Here is an 18,330-nt window from a genome sequence, read left to right as displayed (position 1 = left end):
CATGTTGGGGAAGTTCGAAGCGACCTGATTGGAGTTTCGCGACCAGAGCGAACGGGTCCTTCGTTAAAATTTGCAGGCAAATATCTTGGACGCTTAACGCGGCGGCGCATTTTGCCGTCCGCGGTTTTTCGAGGGGGCTTTCATGCCAGTGCTGCCGCGTGCCATTTTGTTCAGCTGTCTCATAGCCGCTTTCTCGGGAGGCCAGGCGTTTGCGCAGAGCGCGCCGCCGGCTCCGCCCGTAACTGTCGCCAAACCCGTCGTTCGCGATGTCATCGATAGCGATGAGTTCATCGGCCGCTTTCAGGCTGTCGATGAAGTTTCCGTGCGCTCGCGTGTCGGCGGTTATCTGCAGGAGGTGCATTTCAAGGATGGCACCTTGGTCAAGCAGGGCGACCTGCTTTTCGTCATCGACCAGCGACCCTTCATCACGACGCTGAATGAATCGACCGCCTCGCTGGAGGTGGCGAAATCGTCGCTCACGCTTGCCGATGCGCAGTACAAGCGGGCGGAATCCCTCTCGACCACGGGCAGCCAGTCGGCCTCGACGCTGGATGACCGCCGTCGCGATCTTCTCGCCGCACAGGCGAATGTGCGCGGCGCGCAGGCAGCCGTCGATCGTGCCAACCTCGACATGGACTTTACCCGGATCACTGCGCCGCTGAGTGGCCGTATCGACCGGCGTCTCATTTCGGTCGGCAATCTCGTGCAGGCCGATCAGACGGCGCTGACGACCATCGTGTCGCTCGATCCCATCGATTTCTATTTCGATGTCGACGAACGCCGGCTGCTCTCCTACGCCGATGAGGCCCGCAAGAACGGCAGCGCCCTGCAACAGGGCGGCGGCGGGCTCGATGTGACGGTGACGATCGCCGATCCCAAGCAGAAGCCGTTCAAGGGCAAGCTGGATTTCGCCGAAAACCGCGTCGATAACGAAACGGGGACGATCCGCGTTCGCGCCCGCTTCCCGAACCCCGATCTCATCCTTCAGCCCGGCCTTTTCGGGCGCGTGCAGGTGCAGGGATCCAACACCTACAAGGCAATCCTCGTTCCGGACGAAGCCATTGGCTCGGATCAGAACCAGCGCGTAGTTTACACCGTCGACACCGCCGGCACCATCACGCCGAAATCCGTTCGCCTCGGGCCGAAACTCTACGGCTATCGCGTCATTCGTGACGGCATGACCGGCGACGAAACCATCATCGTCAACGGACTGATGCGTATCCGGCCGGGCGTCAAGGTTGCGCCGCAGCTGATCGAATTGCCGCAGCAGGCGGCGAACGATGAGCCGCCGACGCAGGCCGATACACAGGGGACGGATCAATGAGGTTCTCCCATTTTTTCGTCGACCGGCCGATTTTCGCATCTGTGCTGTCAATCGTGCTGCTGATCGTCGGCGGCATCGCCTATTTCCAGCTTCCGGTAGCGCAATATCCCGAGGTTGCGCCTCCCACTATCGTCATTCGCACCTCCTATCCCGGTGCTGATGCACAGACCATTGCCGATACGGTGGCAACGCCGATCGAGCAGGAAGTCAATGGCGTCGAGGACATGCTCTATATGTCCTCCTATTCCAGCGCCGATGGCTCGATGTCGTTGACGATCACCTTCAAGCTCGGAACCGATCTCGACAAGGCGCAGGTCCTGGTACAAAACCGCGTGGCTATTGCCGAGCCGCGCCTGCCTGACGATGTTCGCCGCATCGGTATCACCACGGTCAAGAGCTCGCCCGATCTGATGATGGTCGTGCATCTGCTGTCGCCGAACAATCGCTACGACCAGCTCTACATTTCCAACTATGCCCGCACGCGCCTCCGCGACGTCCTCGTCCGCCTTGATGGCGTCGGCGACGTGCAGCTTTTCGGCGAGCGGCAATATTCGCTGCGTATCTGGCTCGATCCGCAAAAGCTCGCCGCCTACGGCATGACCGCAGGCGATATCGTGCAGGCGCTTCGGGACCAGAACGTGCAGGTCTCCGGCGGCACGATCGGCGGACCGCCCGTCTCCGGCACCAATGCCTTCCAATATACGGTGACGACGCAAGGGCGCTTTTCCGACGCGAGGCAATTCCGCTACGTCATCGTCAAGGCGACCGGAAACGGCCGTCTCGTGCAGCTTCAGGACGTCGCCCGGATCGAACTCGGCGCGCAGGACTACGTCACCAACAGCTACCTGAACGGCAATCCTGCGGTCGCGCTCGGCGTTTTTGCCCGGCCGGGCACCAACGCGCTCGATGCCGCCGCCGACATCCAGAAGACCATGCAGAGCCTGTCGAAGGATTTCCCGCAGGGGCTCGAATACCGCATCATCTACAACCCCACAGACTTCATCGCCGAATCGATCAACGAGGTCTACAAGACGATCTTCGAGGCGGCCGTTCTCGTCGCCATCGTGGTGCTGGTCTTCCTGCAGTCATGGCGGACGGCGATCATCCCGATCGTTGCCATTCCGGTTTCGCTGATCGGCACTTTCGCTTTCCTTCTGGCCTTCGGCTTCTCGCTGAACATGCTGACGCTGTTCGGCCTGGTGCTGGCCATCGGTATCGTCGTCGACGACGCCATCGTGGTGGTGGAGAATGTCGAGCGTAATCTCGCGCTCGGCATGACGCCGAAGGAAGCGTCGCATGTGACGATGAACGAGGTGGGCACCGCCGTTCTGGCGATCTCGCTCGTGCTCATTGCGGTCTTCCTGCCGACGGCCTTCATTCCGGGGATCACGGGACAATTCTACAGGCAGTTTGCCGTGACGATCTCGGTCGCGACGGCGATCTCCTGTCTGAATTCGCTGACGCTGTCGCCCGCCATTGCCGCGATCGTGTTGCGTCCTCACGACCACAAGAAGTCGAACAATGTCTTCTCGCGTTTCGGCCGCGCCCTGGGCGATGGGTTCAATCGCGGCTTCGAGCGGATGAGCAGCGGCTATTCCTGGATCGTGCGCCACCTCGTCACGACCTGGACGGCGCTTGCCTGCGCGCTTCTTGTTTTTGCCGCCCTCCTGGCCGGCACCTGGTATATGGGGCGGATCGTGCCGCAGGGCTTCGTTCCGACAATGGACCAGGGCTACGCCATCGTCGTCGTGCAGCTGCCTGACGGCGCGTCGCTGGCGCGCACCAATGCCGTCATTCAGAAGGCGACCGCGATCATCAACAAGACGCCGGGCGTCGAGAATGCCGTCGCCTTTGCCGGCTTCAACGGCGCCACCTTTACCAACGCCTCGAATTCCGGTGTCATCTTCACACCGTTCAAGCCCTTTGAAGAGCGCTTGAAATCCGGGGATACGGCCGGCAAGATCATCGGCACGCTCTACGGCAGTCTGCAGGGCATTCAGGAAGCCTTCATCATCGCCATCCCGCCGCCCTCTATCCGCGGCGTCGGCAATTCCGGCGGCTTCAAGATGCAGATCATGGACCGGGAAAATGCGGATATGCGCCGCATCCTGCCGCTCGCCTATCAGATGATGGGCGTTGCCGCGCAGAATAAGGGTGTCAGCGGCGTCTTCACGACCTTCTCCGCCAACAGCCCGCAATATTTCCTGGCGATCGACCGCGACAAGGCGCGTGCGCTCAATGTGCCGATCCCGAATATCTTCGAAACCCTGTCGATCAACCTCGGTGCGTCCTACGTCAACGACTTCAATGCCTTCGGCCGCGTCTACCAGGTGCGCGCCCAGGCCGATCAGAAGTATCGCATGGATCGTGACGATATTCTGGCGCTGAAGGTGCGCTCGGCGACAGGCGCGCTGGTGCCGCTCGGCACGCTGGTCGACATCCGCGACACGACCGGACCGGCGCTCGTGCAGCGCTACAACATGTATGTCTCGGTTCCCGTTCAGGGCAATCCGGGACCGGGCGTGTCTACCGGCTCGGCCCTCGACATCATGGAGGGCATGGCACAGAACCTGCTGCCGGCGGGCACGACCTTCGAGTGGACGGAACTGGCCTATCAGGAGAAGCATACCGGCAATACGGCGATCTACATCTTCGCGCTGTCGGTGATCTTCGTCTTCCTGGCGCTGTCGGCGCAGTATGAAAGCTGGATCCTGCCGCTCGCCATCATCCTCATCGTGCCGCTGGCCGTCCTTGCGGCGTTGATCGGCGTGCATCTGAGAGGGATGGACAACAACATCCTCACGCAGATCGGGCTCATCGTGCTGATCGGCCTTGCGGCCAAGAACGCGATCCTGATCGTCGAGTTTGCCCGACAGGCGCAGGCTGAGGGAAAGAGTGCGGTGGAGGCGGCGATCGAAGCCAGTCACTTGCGCCTGCGCCCGATCCTTATGACGGCGTTTGCCTTCATCTTCGGCGTCGTGCCGCTGATGATCGCCACCGGCCCGGGTGCCGAAATGCGCCAGTCGCTCGGCACGGCCGTTTTCTCCGGCATGCTCGGGGTGACGCTGTTCGGCCTGTTCTTGACGCCGGTGTTCTATGTCGTCCTGCGCCGGCGGCGCAAGCAGGCGGAGACTGCCGCGGAAGAACCGTTAGCGAACGACGCGGCGGCACAATAACGGCGATTGGGGCGGTTCGGCGTTTCACGGGAATCACTCGATCGCTCCCATCCTTTGCCCAATATGAAAAGCCCGGCGAAATACCTGCCGGGCTTTTCTGTTTTTGACTCAGAGGTGCGGATTGCGTGGCCGATATTTTTTGACCAGCTGCTGGTTGATCTCCTTGGCGCCCGGCATGTTGGCGCTGAGATAGACCGGCGGATTGCCATCCTTGCAGAGTTCGGCGGCAACATCAGCGAAGATGGCGTTCAGCACCGTCGTGCCGACAGCCGTCGATGCCGGTCCGACCTTCAGCTCGGTGCCCGGCAGGTCGACCATGGCGTCGCCAGGCGGCAGGCCATTGTCCAGCACGATATCTGCGAGGTCGGCGAGCCTCCTGCGACCATTGGCAATGGCAGCCGAATAGGCGAGCGATGTGATGGCGATGACGGTCGCGCCGATCTCGCGGCCGTAATCCGCAGCTTCGATGGGCGCAGCATTGACGCCGGAATTGGAAGCGATGATCAGCACGTCGCCCGGCTGCATGCCGTAGCGCTCTAGGACCGGGCGGATAAGGCCCTCGATGCGTTCGTAGACCGTGCTGATGACGGCGCCTTCATGCAGCATCGCGGATCCGATGAGCACGGGGATGGTGAAGGCCAGCCCGCCGGCACGATAATGCACCTCTTCCGCCAGCATATGCGAATGACCGGTGCCGAAGATGTAGACGCGGCGATCGCTGCGGGCCGCCGCGCAAATGGCGGCGGAAGCCCTGGACATGGGCTCAGCAAGCGTTTCGCGCAGGGTTTCCAGCCGGCCGATGAGGGCGGAGAAATAGCTGTCCGTGACTGCGGTCATGCCGAGCCTCCATTTTTAGAGCACTGCCGGGAAAAATGCGCAGCCGTTTTCCGTCCGGAATGCTTGAGAACAACAAGATCGAGCGCTTCCGCTATTCAAAGAATGGCGGAAACGCTCCGATGTTTCAGGCCGAAGGCTGGCCGGCGATCCATGTTTCGGTGGCCTCGATACCGTCGTTGATATGAACGAGGTCGGCGCGGGCTCCCGGTGTCAGGTGGCCCCGATCCGTGAGCCGCAGGAAGCGTGCGGGGTAGGAGGTTGCCATGCGCAGCGCCTCTGCCAGCGGCAGTTCAAGCACGTTGACGCCGTAGCGGATGGTCGAAGCCATGTCGACGTCGGAGCCCGCAAGCGTGCCGTCGTCCAGCGTCAGCTTTGAGCAATAACCGCCCTTGGTGCGATAGACCGTGCGGCCGTTCAGCGTGAAGCTCGGAAGATCCGTGCCGACGAGCGACATGGCGTCGGTCACGAAGAACAGGCGGCCTTCGCCGCGCTTGGCGCGTAGAGCAACCCTGAGCGCTGTCGGCTCGACATGGTGGCCGTCGGCGATGATACCGCACCAGGGGGCCGGATGATCGATTGCGGCGCCGACGAGGCCGGGTGCGCGGTGGCCCATCTGGCTCATGGCGTTGAAAAGATGGGTGACGCCGCGCGCGCCTGCATCGAAACGCGCATCTGCGGCTTCCGCCGTGCAATCGCTATGGCCGATGCTGACGATGACGCCGCCTTCGGCAAGCGCCTGCACCTGGCGCTCGGTTACCTGCTCGGCCGCGATAGTGACGAGCAGGGTGCCGATAGCCTCGCGGGCGCGGATGAAGGTTCTGACGTCGCTGTCTTCGACCGGGCGCATCAGTTCCGCCAGATGCGCGCCCTTGCGGGCGGGCGCCAGATGTGGGCCTTCCAGATGCAGGCCGGCGACGCCGCGATTGGCCTTTACCGCCTCGATTGCCGCCTCGATCGCCGTGGTGGTTGCCGCGGCGACATCGGTGATGAGGGTCGGTAGCAGCGAGGTCGTGCCATAGGGGCGATGCCCCTCGGCAATCAGATACATGGATTCGGGCGAAGGCTCGTCGTTGAGCATCCGGCCGCCGCCACCGTTCACCTGCGCGTCGATGAAGCCCGGAGATAGGACGCCACCCTTTAACTGGATGGTTTCGGCATTACCGGGCACATCGTTGACGCCGGTGATGGCTTGAATGCGGCCGTTGCCGATCACGAGCGCGCTGTCTTCATGAAAGCGGTCACCATCGAAGATGCGCGCACCTGTAAAGACCTTGTAGTCCATCACATGGTCTCCGTTACCTTGAGGAGGTTAGCCGGCTTATCCGGGTCGAAACCCTTGCGGCGCGTTACCGCTTCTATGAGGCGATAGTAGCAGAGCAGCGATACCAACGGATCGAGGAGGCCGTTGCCGGTGCTGGGCATATGCAGGTTGATGCCGGCAAGCGGAGCGGTCGAGAAGGAGACGGCGGTCGCGCCGAGCTTCTGCAGACGCTCCAGCGCTTGAGCGTTGTTGGGGAAAGCGGCATCGTCGGGCGAGAAGGCGACGATCGGGAAGCCCGGCTGCACGAGGCGCATCGGGCCGTGCATCAGTTCGGCCAGCGAGAAAGCTTCCGCATGGATGCCAGCGGTTTCCTTGGCCTTCAGGGCCGCTTCGAGCGCGATGGCAAAAGCGGGGCCACGACCGCCGGTATAGAGCGAGGAGGCGTTGAACAGCACGTCCTCGGCGGCCTTGCCGTCGATGCCCGAGGTTGCTGCAAGCGCTTCCGGCAGGTTGGCAAGACCGGCGGATAGCGCCTTGTCCTGCGTGATCGCTGCGGTGACGCCGGCAAGCGCGGCAACGGAAGCGATGAAGGATTTCGTGGCGGCGACGCTCTGTTCTTTGCCGGCATTAAGGCCGAGGACGATGTCTGCTTCATGGGCGAGGGGGCTGTCGGTGACGTTGACGACGGCGATCGTGGTTGCGCCACCCTTCTTCGCCGCGGCCTGCAGGGCGATGATGTCAGGGCTGCCACCGGACTGCGATACGGTGAAGTGGATGCCGCCCTTCAGGTGGAGAGGTGCGTTGTAGACCGAGGCGATCGACGGGCCGACCGAAGCGACCGGGACGCCGCAGGAGATTTCGAACAGATATTTGAAGAAGGTTGCCGCGTGGTCGGAAGAGCCGCGTGCCGCTGTCGTAATCAGCGAGGGGCGAGCGGAGGAGAAGAGCTTTGCGATTTCCGCAAAGGCAGGCTTTTCCTTTTCAAGCAGCGTCGCCACTACCTCGGGCGACTGGCCGGCTTCCGTCAGCATAAGGGATTGGGTGTTGCTCATAGGTCATCTCCAATTCTCAATTCAGTAACAAAATCATAGGCATCGCCGCGGTAATGCGAGCGGGTATATTCAACGACGCGCTGGTCTGCGAGGCGGGAGACTCGCTCGATCAGAAGCGCAGGGGCTCCGGCCTTGACGGTCAGGATCGATGCGGAGGTGGGATCCAGGGTCACAGCGGTCAGCCTCTGCTGGGCGCGCACGGGCTTGAAGCCTCTTGCGGCCAGCGCATCGTAGAGTGACCCCTCAGACACGGTGTCTTCGCCCAGGAACTTGATCGGCACGACGGCGCGCTCGATGGCAAGCGGCTGACCGTCGGCGAGGCGCAGACGGTCGAGCCGCAAAACGGGCTCATCGAGGCCGAGGCCGAGAAGGAAAGTCTCTTCGGGCGCTGGCGGGCTGATGGTGCGCTGGAGGATGCGGGCGGCCGGCTCGCGACCACGAGAGCGCATATCGGCAGAGAAGGAGGAGAGCCGCCAGAGCGGTTGCTCGATGCGCTCGACATGCTGCGAGACGAAAGTGCCGCTGCCATGGCGCGATTCGATGACGCCGGAGGCCAGAAGGTCGCGATAGGCTGTGCGTACCGTGACCCGGCCGATCTGTAGGGCGCCGGCAAGATCGCGCTCGCCCGGCAGCGCCGTGCCCGACTTAAGCAGGCCTTCCTGGACAAGCCCCGTCAATGCCCGTGCCAACCGCTTATAGAGCGGCCCGCTCCCGGCCCCCTCGCCGAGACCGCGATTGTTTAATTCAGCGATCAAACTGGTTCTATCCATGGATAATATTTAGAACCTATTTAGAACCAATTTACAAGGTGAATCTGTTCGCAGGACAAAAAGAATCGGCCGGGCGTTTGGAGCGCCCGGCCGATGATTGAGAGCGTTGAGCATGCCCGGCTCAGTTCTTGGTGAAGATATAGTCCGTTTCCTGGCGCAATACCTCGCCCGGGCGGAGCACCGCATTGGGGAAGCCCTCGTGATTGATGGCATCCGGCCAGACCTGGGTTTCCAGGCAGAAGCCCGCAAAAGGTCCGATCTTTTGGCCGTCATGACCGGGAACCGGAACGTTGAGCTTGAAGGCGGTGTAGAATTGAACGCCGGGCTCGGTCGTGCGCACTTCCAGCGACACGCCGGAATTGACGCTGCGGGCAAGCACGACGGAACGTTTGGCCGTCCGTTCGCTGGAGAAGCAGAAATTGTGGTCGTAAAGCGCCTGTTCCGATCCTTCGAAGCGCTTCATCGGCGACATCTCGCGGAAATCGAACACCGTGCCTTCGACCGAGCGGATTTCCCCCGTCGGCACCTGCTTGTCGTCGGTCGGAGTGTAGTGATCGGCGGCGATCATGATGTCGTGGCCAAGCGTGTCGTCACGGCCGTCGAGGTTGAAATAGGCGTGCTGGCAGACATTGGCGAGCGTCGGCTGGTCGGTGGTCGATTCGTAGGTGACCGACAGCTCACCGTTACCGTGCACGCGATAGGTCGCCTGGATCGTGCAGTTGCCGGGATAGCCGGCGCGGCTATCGGGATCGACGATTTTCAGGACGACGTGGTCGGTATCGTGCTCGACGATGGTCCAGTTGCGTTTGGCGATATTGTCCTTGCCGCCGTGCAGATGGGTGACGCCCTTCTCGTTGAGCTCCAACTGGTACTGCTTGCCATCAAGCGTGAAGTGGCCGGCGCCGATGCGATTTGCGCAGCGGCCGGGCGTGGCGCCGAAATAGGAGGAATGGGCGGGGTAGTCGGCGAAATTGTCGAAGCCGAGCAGTAGGGCAGGCTGGTGGCCCTCAAGTCGCAGGTCCTGGATGACGGCGCCCCACGAGATGACGTGCGCGGTCAAACCGCCGCCGACGATCTTGACGCGATAGACGGTTTCCCCATCGGCCGTCGTTCCAAAAACTTCCCGCTGCAAAGCATTTTCCGTCATATCAGCTCATCCATGGCTATCGAAAAGGCAAGGCCAGACCCTACCCCATTCGCGTCGTTCCGCAACCGATTCGATTGCGAAAGTTAGGGGCGGGCGATGGGGGATCAAGCCTCACTCGGATTTCTTTCATCGCTTCGGAAGACAAACCTGCGCCGCAAATGTGCAGGGCGTACGACAGTCGGCCAAGAGGAGATGATAAACCGCAGGCGCCGATGGTGACGCGATGGCGCGCAACTGATATTGAAACATTCAGGTGCTTGCCTTGGGCAGTGCACCCAACGGCAGGAGATTTATGCGCAGAGACTTTAGCTGAATCGCGCAATGCGGTGTGCGTAGCGTTCCGATTGGACGCTGTCTTTGTTTGCATTTTTTCTGCAGGTCACATCATGAAAAACCTGAACATATCGATGCGCGCCTATGAACAGGCGGCGGACCTCCAAGCACTATCGGCCATCTGGTTTGGCGCATCGCATCGCGCCCACGCCTTCATCGGCAGAGAGCGCCTGCTAGAACAGCGCATTCTGATCGAAACACAATACCTCCCAAGCGCGGGGACCTGGGTCGCCTGCTATCAGGGAAAACCGGCCGGCTTCATCAGCCTGCTCGACACCTTCATCGGCGGCTTGTTCGTCGCACCCGACTATCAAGGACATGGCATCGGCAGGCTCTTGGTTGCCCATGCTCTGAAGCTGAAAGGCAAGCTGCGGCTGGAAGTTTATACCGAGAACGCGCGGGCATTCTCCTTCTACAAGAGCCTTGGGTTCGAGGAATTGTCGAGACGAGCCGAAGACGATGAGGGCCCGCCATTCGAGAATGCAGATATGTTGCTGAAGGGCTGAACACAGGAGAGGGCGGCGTTAAGGGCTGCCCTCTCCAGCATTTGCCTTCGGTTGTTGGAGTGTGCGGCAGGTGCATCTGTGGGGGATTTTCGGCTGGCCGCTCCCTAGCTGTGCGGCGTCAGCAACCTGGCAATCTGAGGGGAGACGATCGCGGTGAACAGTTCGGGATCGCCGAGAGTCCTCGCAGAGAGCATCGCTCCATGGGCGGATGCCATCAGTATTTGGGCCTCTTCTTCCGGTCGTTTGGCCAAGCTGAACAGGCTCGCTCTTGTTCCGGTTTCCAGTACCGAGGTGAGCCATTGGGCGAGACCATTGAAATGCGCACGGACGCGGGATGCGACCTCTGCCGGCAGCATTTGCATCTCGCAGGCAAGCATCGCGCAGACGCAGAAGGGCAGAGAGGCATCTCGAATGCATGTCTGCCAGAAATTCACATAGGACTGCAGTTGTTCGGTAGGGCTTGAGAACTGCTCGCGAAGAGAATTCAGCCCCGCTTCAGCCTGTTGCCGGTAGCGATCCACCAGCACCGAAACCAGCTCGGCTTTCGTCGGGAAATGGTGGTGGATGCTGGCCTTTCTGATGCCGATCGCAGCCGAAATATCAGCATAGCTGAACCCATTGTAGCCACCCGCGACGATGAGGGATTGTGCGGTGTCGAGAATTTTTTCGGATGTGGAAGTCATTGATTTCATGTTGCTGCCTACCTTCTGGTAGGTTGTTTGTCAAGGTTTCACGGTATCTCCGATCCCTCACAAAGAGGTGTTCGAGCATTAGGTTGACTCATGGATTTAGCCTTCCTACTAGTAGGTAGATTTCAATCTGGAGCTTACCGATGCCAAGCAACTCCCTAAGCCAATCGAACTGGCTGCGATCCTATTATTTCGTCCGTGCACTCTTCTCCATCGCCTGGATTGCCGCCGCCATTCTCCTCCGGGGGCAACCCGATGCAACCGCATTCTTGCTCGTGATCTACCCGGCATGGGACGCCCTCGCCAATCTGGTTGACGCGCAGGCAAACGGTGGTCTGAAAGCCAATTCCTCGCAGGCATTGAATGTCGTCGTCAGCACGGTCACCGCGCTTGCCGTGATCGTTGCCGTTAGCAACAGCACCTATGCCGTTCTGGCGGTGTTCGGGATTTGGGCGATCTTTTCGGGGTTGCTGCAGCTCTACACCGGAGTAAGGCGCTGGCGTCACTATGGTGCACAATGGGTGATGATCCTGAGTGGTGCCCAATCGGCCCTCGCCGGCGGCTTCATGATCAGCCGATCGCTCGGCACGGCAGCGCCGACGATTTTGGACATCACTCCCTATGTCGGGTTCGGCGCGTTCTACTTCCTGCTTTCGGCAATCTGGCTCTCTGTTGCAGCCTATCGCAAGGCAGGCGCATAGACCCTCTCGAATGCGGCGGCAGGGCTGAAGTCGTTGAGCGATAGAATGCTCAGCGCGACAATTCCTTCGTCGCCCTTTCCAGCCCGCCGAGTGTCAGGGGATACAAGCGGTCGATCATCAGGCGGCGGATGATGGATATCGCCTAGTCCAACTATTTTCCAGCAACCGGTCAAAGCTGATACATCGGTAGAAATGCTGCGACTTAGGATGCTTACCTTACATGGAGGCGCAGTATCGCCGGCTACTGAAGCTTGCGCAGTGCGGCTTCTGCATCTTTTTTGGTAGCCGGAGCGATGAACTGATCTGGAAAGGCCAGGGCGGCGTTATAGTCCGCTATTGCTTTCTCCTGATTGCCAATTTTGGCAAAAGCATCACCACGAGCGATCAGGCATTCAGCGCAGATTGGCTGGGTGGAGAGGGCAAGATCATATTGAGAAAATGCTGAATCGATCATGTTTTTCTTCAAATATGCGTTGGCTATTCCAATCATTGCATAAGCATTCTTGGGCTGAAGTGTAAGGCAATCCCGATAATCCTGAATCGCGCGATCCGGCTCGCCCCTGGTCAACAGGAGGTCAGCCCGGACACGAAGGGTAACTGGCTTTGCAAATTTGTCTTCCATAGCTCTGTCAAAATCCGCAAACGCTTCCTTGTCTTTGTTCAAGGCAGCGTAAGCCATTCCTCGGCTGACAAAATCGGTGCTGAGCTTTGGATTTAAATCCAAAGCTCTTGTGTAGTCCTGGATCGCCAGCTCATATTTCTTCATGGAGAAATATGCGCCGGCTCTGTTCTGATAGTATGTTGGGAGCATGACCCCCTTTGGCTCGGAAAGCTCTATCGCGCTGGTGTAATCGGCCACAGCCTTGTCGTATTGCATTGCAAAGCCGTATGCTTCGGCCCGATTGGCGAAGGCGTCAGGCGACTTTTGCTCAGCGAGTTCAGTCGTGCACAGGGCAATGGCCTGCTCACCTCTTGCTGAAAAACACGTTGCTTCTGGCGCCGTTTTCATTGGCGTGAGGCTGGAAGCAAATAATACATCGGTCCAAGCGGACAGCGCCAACATGAGGGCTGTCGCTGCGGTGATGCTGCTATTGACTTGCATTTTGCTTGTGCGCCTTTTGTCAAACCTTCAGTTCAGGAGGCATGGCAAATCATCTTGATGGCACACGGTCAAGTTGGACGGTTTGCGCGCACTCGACTTTCCGGATTCATGCTGTACGAATTTATCACGTTCAGCGTGACAATTCCTTCGTCGCCTTCTCCAGTCCGCCGAGTGTCAGCGGGTACATGCGGTCGCTCATCAGGCGGCGGATGATGGAGATCGAGGTCGTGTAGCCCCAATAGTTTTCCGGCACGGGGTTGAGCCAGATGCATTTGCGGAAATGGCCGGTCACTCGGCCAAGCCAGGCTTCGCCCGCTTCCTTGTTCCAATGCTCCACCGAGCCGCCGGGATGGTTGATTTCGTAGGGGCTCATCGAGGCATCGCCGACGAAGACGACCCGGTAGTCGGGGCCGAAGGTGCGGATGAGATCGGTTGTCGCCGTGACGTCGACGCGCCGGCGGCGATTGTCCTTCCACACGCCTTCGTAGAGGCAGTTGTGGAAATAGAAATATTCCATGTGGCGAAACTCTGATCGCGCGGCGGAAAACAACTCCTCGACCACGCGGATATGATCGTCCATCGAGCCGCCGACATCGAAAAACATCAATAGCTTGACGGCATTGCGCCGTTCCGGCCGCGTCTGGACGTCGAGATAGCCATGCTCGGCGGTGGAGCGGATGGTGCCGGAAAGATCGAGCTCCTCGGCGGCGCCCTCGCGCACCCATCGGCGAAGCCGTTTCAGTGCCACCTTGATATTGCGGGTGCCAAGCTCGACGCCATCGTCGAGATTCTTGAAGTCGCGGCGATCCCACACCTTGACCGCGCGGCGGTGGCGCGATGTTTCCTGGCCGATGCGCACGCCCTCCGGATTGTAGCCATAGGCGCCGAAGGGCGAGGTGCCGGCCGTGCCGATCCATTTGGAGCCGCCCTGATGCCGGCCCTTTTGCTCGGCCAGCCGTTGGCGCAGCGTCTCCATCAGCTTCTCGAAGCCGCCAAGGGCCTCGATCTCTCTTCTTTCCTCTTCGGTCAGATGCCGTTCGGCGAGCTTGCGCAGCCATTCTTCGGGAATGGTGGTCGCTTCGACTGCCTCCCCCTCGGCACTGCCGCGGATCGCTTCCACGCCGCGGAAATAATCGGCGAAGACCTGGTCGTAGCGGTCGATGAAGCGCTCGTCCTTGATGAGCGTCGTGCGCGCCAGATAGTAGAATGCCTCGATGTCATAGTCGGCAATCCCTTCTTCCATTCCTTCAAGCAGCGACAGGAATTCCCGGAGCGTCACCGGTACCTTCGCTTCCTTCAGTTTCAGGAAGAAGGGAATGAACAAGCCTCAGGTCCTTTCCTGGCCGATCTCCTCCAGATCGTACGGCGTGGTCTGGTAGATCTCGTTGATCCAGTTGCCGAAGAACAGATGGGCATGGCTGCGCCACCGGTTCTGCGGCGGAATTTCCGGGTCATTATGCGGGAAGTAGTTGTGCGGCATCTTGATCGGCACGCCCGCATTCACATCGCGGAAATACTCATCCGCCAGCGAGGTGGAATCATACTCCACGTGATTGAACATGTAGAGCCGGTTGCAGGCCTGCTCGTGCACGAGGCAGACGCCCATCTCGCTCGATTCCATCAGAATCTGCAGGCTCGGAACCTTCTCGATGTCATCGCGGCGCACTTCCGTCCAGCGCGAGACGGGAATGGCGAAATCGTCGGAGAAGCCGTTGAGGTAGACGGAGGATGGCGCGAGATTCTGGTGGCGATAGACGCCGAAGGCCTTTTCCTTCAGCGTATGCTTCGGCACGCCATGGAAATGATAGGCGGCGGCCATGGCGCCCCAACAGACGTTCATCGTCGAATGGACATTGGTTGTCGTCCAGTCGAAGATCTGCCGCATCTCGTCCCAGTAGGTAACCTCTTCATATTCGAGCAGTTCGATCGGTGCACCGGTTATGATGAAGCCGTCGAACTTGCGGTGCTTCACCTCTTCCCAGGTTTCATAGAAGGAGAGCAGATGCTCCTCGGAGGTGTTCTTCGCCTTGTGGGCGCCGATGCGCACCAGCGAGAACTCGACCTGCAGCGGCGATGCGCCGACCAGGCGCGCCATCTGGACCTCGGTCTTGATCTTGTTCGGCATGAGGTTGAGAAGCCCGATCTGAAGGGGGCGGATGTCCTGACGGAACGCCACCGTTTCGGTCATTACCCGCACGCCCTCGCTCTGGAGGGTTTCGAATGCGGGTAGCGTATCGGGGATCTTGATGGGCATTGTTTCACTCGCCAAATACAAAAAAACCGGCCGCGATGAATCGCTACCGGTCCGCACGCGGCCCTTTAGCGACTTATTTAACGTGGCTGCAAGCCGGCCGGCCAAATCACCACAGAGCAAAATCCATAAACCCGCTGTCGCGGCGGGTCAATGGGCTAGCTTTGCGAGGACTGGCGGCCGCGCTCTGATGTCGGTTGCCGCTTACGGATGTTCAAGACGCTCGCCGCGGGGGCTGCATTATTTGCCTTGCCCACGCGCCATGAACGCCAGCCGTTCGAAGAGATGCACGTCCTGCTCGTTTTTCAGCAGTGCGCCGTGCAGCTTCGGCAGCGCATTCTTCGCATCGGCGCGCAGCGTGGCTGGATCGACATCGTCGGCGACGAGCAGGCGGATCCAATCAAGAGCCTCTGAGGTTGAGGGCTTTTTCTTCAAGCCCGACACATCGCGGATTTCGAAGAATTGCGTTAGCGCCGCATGCACCAGCGCCTGCTTGATGCCGGGGTAATGCACCTCGACGATGCGTGCCAGCGTCTCCATGTCGGGGAAACGGATATAGTGAAAGAAGCAGCGGCGCAGGAAGGCGTCCGGCAGCTCCTTCTCGTTGTTCGACGTGATGATGACTATCGGGCGGACGGCGGCACGGACGGTTTCGCCGGTCTCGTAGACGTGGAATTCCATGCGATCGAGTTCCTGAAGCAGGTCGTTGGGGAACTCGATGTCGGCCTTGTCGATCTCGTCGATGAGCAGCACGCATTTTTGAGACAAGGTGAAGGCCTGCCAGAGCTTGCCCCGGCGAATATAGTTGCGGACATCGTGAACGCGCTCATCCCCGAGCTGGCTGTCGCGCAGGCGCGAGACGGCATCGTATTCGTAAAGGCCCTGCTGTGCCTTGGTGGTCGATTTGACGTTCCACTCGATGAGTTCCAAGCCGAGCGCTGCGGCGACCTGCCGTGCCAATTCCGTCTTGCCCGTGCCGGGCTCACCCTTTACGAGAAGCGGACGCTCCAGTCTGATGGCGGCATTGACGGCGACCATCAGGTCCTTATCTGCGATATAGTCGGCAGTTCCTTGAAATTGCATCGGAAGGCTTTCTCAATCTTTCGAATGCAAGCTAATTGCTGACCTAATTCGGTTCAAGACGCGAAACCGTGTATATAGGAACGTGATCGCACCGATCTGTTGCAAGGATGGACATGAGGGCGGGTCATGATTAACTGACGGGACGTGCGTCGCAGGGAAGTGCTGATGGCAGTTGAAGCGCAAGCCAAGCCGAATATCCAGGGGAACGAGCAGGTCGGATACGATTTCAGCCTCTTCTTTCGGCTGAAAATGATGTTCTCGGCCTTCTGGAATTCGCCGGTTCGCATCAAGATCATTTCGTTGACCGCCGCGCTCCTGGTGATCATCCTGCTCACCGCTTACGTTCAGGTGTTGTTGAACAGCTGGAACGCTCCGTTTTACGATTCGCTCGCCCGGCGCGATATCTCGGCCTTCTTCCACCAGCTCGGCGTGTTCGGCATCATTGCCGGTTCGCTGCTGGTGCTCAACGTCATCCAGGCCTGGCTGAACCAGATGACCGCGCTCTACATGCGCGAGGGGCTGGCGAGGGATTTGGTGAACCAGTGGCTGCAGGCCAAGCGGGCGCTTCGCCTTGCATCCTCCGGCCTGATCGGTGTCAATCCCGACCAGCGTCTGCATGAGGACGCCCGCAACCTCGCCGAAAGCACAACCGGGCTTGCCATCGGTCTGGTGCAGGCAACGATCCTGCTTTTGAGCTTCATCGGCGTGCTCTGGGAGCTGTCGAGCGGCATGGTCTTCCACTTCAGGGGGGCGAACTTCTCCGTCCCAGGCTACATGGTCTGGGCGGCAATTCTTTATGCCGGCTCCGCCTCCTTTCTCAGCCAGTTCGTCGGCCGTCGTCTGGTGCGATTGAATGCCGATCGCTATTCGAAGGAAGCCGAGCTACGTTTCGCGCTCATGCATGCCAACGAGCATATGCCGGCGATTACCATTGCCGGAGGCGAGGAGAACGAACGCAAGCGGATCAATCTCGATATTTCCGCCGTACTTGGCGTCATCCGTCAGCTTGCCATAGCCAACACCAACCTCACTTGGGTTTCCGCCGGCTATGGCTGGCTGGTGCTGATCATTCCGATCCTGGTGGCGGCGCCCGCCTATTTCTCCGGCGGGCTTACTTTCGGCCAGCTCATGGTGGCGGTCGGCGCCTTCAATCAGGTCAATTCGGCGCTGCGCTGGTATGTCGCCAATTTTGGCCCGATCGCGGAATGGCGCGCGACGCTGATGCGCGTCACCGATTTCCGTCAGGCGCTGACCGAGATGGACGACAAGCCGCCGATGCCGCATACCCTCACCTTCGACAAGGCGGCTCCCGGCACGATGGTCTGGACCGATCTCGAGGTGTCGACGAAGACCAATGACGAGGCCACGGAAAACGGCTTTCGGATTGCCGAGGGCACGATCACGATCAACGTCGGCGAGCACATTATGATCAACGGCGATCATGGCGTGAACCGGAGACTGCTGTTCGAGGTATTGGCGCATCAATGGTATTGCGGCGCCGGAACGGTCAGCCTGCCGCCGATGGACGATATGCTGTTCGTGCCGCACACGCCCTATGTACCGACCGGTACGCTCAGGGAGGCCATCTGCTTCCCCGACGACAGGGACGCTTACGACGATGCCGCCGTCGATGCCGTCATGGAGAAGGTGGGCCTTGGCCGGCTGAAGAGCCGCCTCGATACCCAGGCCCGCTGGGACCGATTGCTTGATACCGAAGAGCAGAAAGCCGTCGGCTTTGCGCATCTGCTGCTGGCGAAGCCGAAATGGATCATCCTCGACGATGCCTTTGAAGGGCTGGAGGCCGAGGTTCAGGCGAAGGCCTGCGCCATGCTGGCGGACCTCACCGATGTGACCATGATCTATATCGGCCGCTCGGATGCCTATATGCAAGCCATGTCGCCGCGTATTCTGCACATGCAGGCTTTGGCCCTGCAGGAGCACAGCACCGCCATGGACACGCCTGCCGAAGCCGCCAAAGCCGAACCCGCTAAAGCGGAAGAGGCGAGCGAGAAAAAAGCCAACACCCGTTGATGTGATCTTGCCTGCGGGCGCGATGCCACGGTGGGTTTCAATCCAGCCAAAACGCAAAACGCCCCGT

15 protein-coding genes and 1 riboswitch are annotated in these 18,330 nt (G+C 60.1%); of the genes, 5 read left to right on the top strand and 10 right to left on the bottom strand.

The window, feature by feature from the left end:
* Window positions 1-142 precede the first annotated feature (142 nt).
* Window positions 143-1,324 (top strand): efflux RND transporter periplasmic adaptor subunit, encoded by a 1,182-nt coding sequence (locus tag GGD46_RS13595; protein WP_184704626.1) that lies wholly within the window; start codon window positions 143-145, stop codon window positions 1,322-1,324.
* Entirely contained in the window at window positions 1,321-4,500 is a 3,180-nt protein-coding gene (locus tag GGD46_RS13590) for an efflux RND transporter permease subunit (RefSeq protein WP_184704624.1), read from the top strand. The genes GGD46_RS13595 and GGD46_RS13590 overlap by 4 nt, the downstream gene beginning before the upstream one ends.
* 108 nt (window positions 4,501-4,608) lie before the next feature.
* Here GGD46_RS13590 and GGD46_RS13585 read toward each other — a convergent pair whose 3' ends face one another.
* The 5 genes from GGD46_RS13585 to GGD46_RS13565 all read right to left on the bottom strand — a co-directional run bounded on the left by GGD46_RS13585 (window position 4,609) and on the right by GGD46_RS13565 (window position 9,567).
* On the bottom strand, window positions 4,609-5,337 hold the full coding sequence (locus GGD46_RS13585; protein ID WP_184704622.1) for an SIS domain-containing protein: 729 nt from the start codon (window positions 5,335-5,337) through the stop codon (window positions 4,609-4,611).
* 124 nt (window positions 5,338-5,461) lie between these two features.
* A complete protein-coding gene (gene nagA / locus GGD46_RS13580; protein ID WP_184704620.1) occupies window positions 5,462-6,619 on the bottom strand; it encodes an N-acetylglucosamine-6-phosphate deacetylase in 1,158 nt (385 codons plus the stop codon).
* A complete protein-coding gene (locus GGD46_RS13575) occupies window positions 6,619-7,650 on the bottom strand; it encodes an SIS domain-containing protein (protein ID WP_184704618.1) in 1,032 nt (343 codons plus the stop codon). The genes nagA and GGD46_RS13575 overlap by 1 nt, the downstream gene beginning before the upstream one ends.
* Window positions 7,647-8,420, bottom strand: coding sequence for a GntR family transcriptional regulator (locus tag GGD46_RS13570; RefSeq protein WP_184704616.1), 774 nt, complete (start codon window positions 8,418-8,420; stop codon window positions 7,647-7,649). The genes GGD46_RS13575 and GGD46_RS13570 overlap by 4 nt, the downstream gene beginning before the upstream one ends.
* Before the next feature lie 121 nt (window positions 8,421-8,541).
* Window positions 8,542-9,567, bottom strand: coding sequence for an aldose epimerase family protein (locus GGD46_RS13565; protein ID WP_184704614.1), 1,026 nt, complete (start codon window positions 9,565-9,567; stop codon window positions 8,542-8,544).
* Window positions 9,568-9,779: 212 nt separating this feature from the next.
* Between GGD46_RS13565 and GGD46_RS13560 the strand changes: the two genes are divergently transcribed.
* Window positions 9,780-10,406, top strand: a complete 627-nt coding sequence (locus tag GGD46_RS13560; protein ID WP_313206297.1) for a GNAT family N-acetyltransferase — start codon at window positions 9,780-9,782, stop codon at window positions 10,404-10,406.
* A gap of 104 nt (window positions 10,407-10,510) precedes the next feature.
* Here GGD46_RS13560 and GGD46_RS13555 read toward each other — a convergent pair whose 3' ends face one another.
* Window positions 10,511-11,098: a TetR/AcrR family transcriptional regulator gene (locus GGD46_RS13555; protein WP_184704612.1), complete on the bottom strand. Its 588-nt coding sequence runs from the start codon at window positions 11,096-11,098 to the stop codon at window positions 10,511-10,513.
* A 140-nt stretch (window positions 11,099-11,238) separates the two neighbouring features.
* On the opposite strand from GGD46_RS13555, the gene GGD46_RS13550 reads away from it, so the two are divergent.
* Window positions 11,239-11,796: a DUF308 domain-containing protein gene (locus GGD46_RS13550; RefSeq protein WP_184704610.1), complete on the top strand. Its 558-nt coding sequence runs from the start codon at window positions 11,239-11,241 to the stop codon at window positions 11,794-11,796.
* Window positions 11,797-12,037: 241 nt separating this feature from the next.
* Here the strand turns inward: GGD46_RS13550 and GGD46_RS13545 are convergent, their stop codons facing one another.
* The 4 genes from GGD46_RS13545 to GGD46_RS13530 form a co-directional block, all read right to left on the bottom strand.
* The gene (locus GGD46_RS13545; protein WP_184704608.1) at window positions 12,038-12,898 is read right to left on the bottom strand and encodes a tetratricopeptide repeat protein; all 861 of its coding nucleotides are present in this window, start codon (window positions 12,896-12,898) and stop codon (window positions 12,038-12,040) included.
* Between the two features lie 130 nt (window positions 12,899-13,028).
* Window positions 13,029-14,222: a vWA domain-containing protein gene (locus GGD46_RS13540; RefSeq protein WP_184704606.1), complete on the bottom strand. Its 1,194-nt coding sequence runs from the start codon at window positions 14,220-14,222 to the stop codon at window positions 13,029-13,031.
* 3 nt (window positions 14,223-14,225) lie between these two features.
* Complete coding sequence (gene metA / locus GGD46_RS13535) at window positions 14,226-15,152, bottom strand: homoserine O-succinyltransferase (protein ID WP_184704604.1); 927 nt, start codon at window positions 15,150-15,152, stop codon at window positions 14,226-14,228.
* A 45-nt stretch (window positions 15,153-15,197) separates the two neighbouring features.
* A riboswitch (SAM riboswitch) is annotated at window positions 15,198-15,275 on the bottom strand.
* Window positions 15,276-15,389: 114 nt separating this feature from the next.
* Window positions 15,390-16,232, bottom strand: a complete 843-nt coding sequence (locus tag GGD46_RS13530) for a MoxR family ATPase (protein ID WP_184704602.1) — start codon at window positions 16,230-16,232, stop codon at window positions 15,390-15,392.
* A 165-nt stretch (window positions 16,233-16,397) separates the two neighbouring features.
* Between GGD46_RS13530 and GGD46_RS13525 the strand changes: the two genes are divergently transcribed.
* On the top strand, window positions 16,398-18,263 hold the full coding sequence (locus tag GGD46_RS13525; protein WP_184704600.1) for an ABC transporter ATP-binding protein/permease: 1,866 nt from the start codon (window positions 16,398-16,400) through the stop codon (window positions 18,261-18,263).
* Window positions 18,264-18,330 lie beyond the last annotated feature (67 nt).

The sequence above is a fragment of the Martinezella lusitana genome, from assembly GCF_014207095.1.
Taxonomy (GTDB): domain Bacteria; phylum Pseudomonadota; class Alphaproteobacteria; order Rhizobiales; family Rhizobiaceae; genus Rhizobium; species Rhizobium lusitanum_B.
This window is presented reverse-complemented; position numbering and strand designations above follow the sequence as displayed.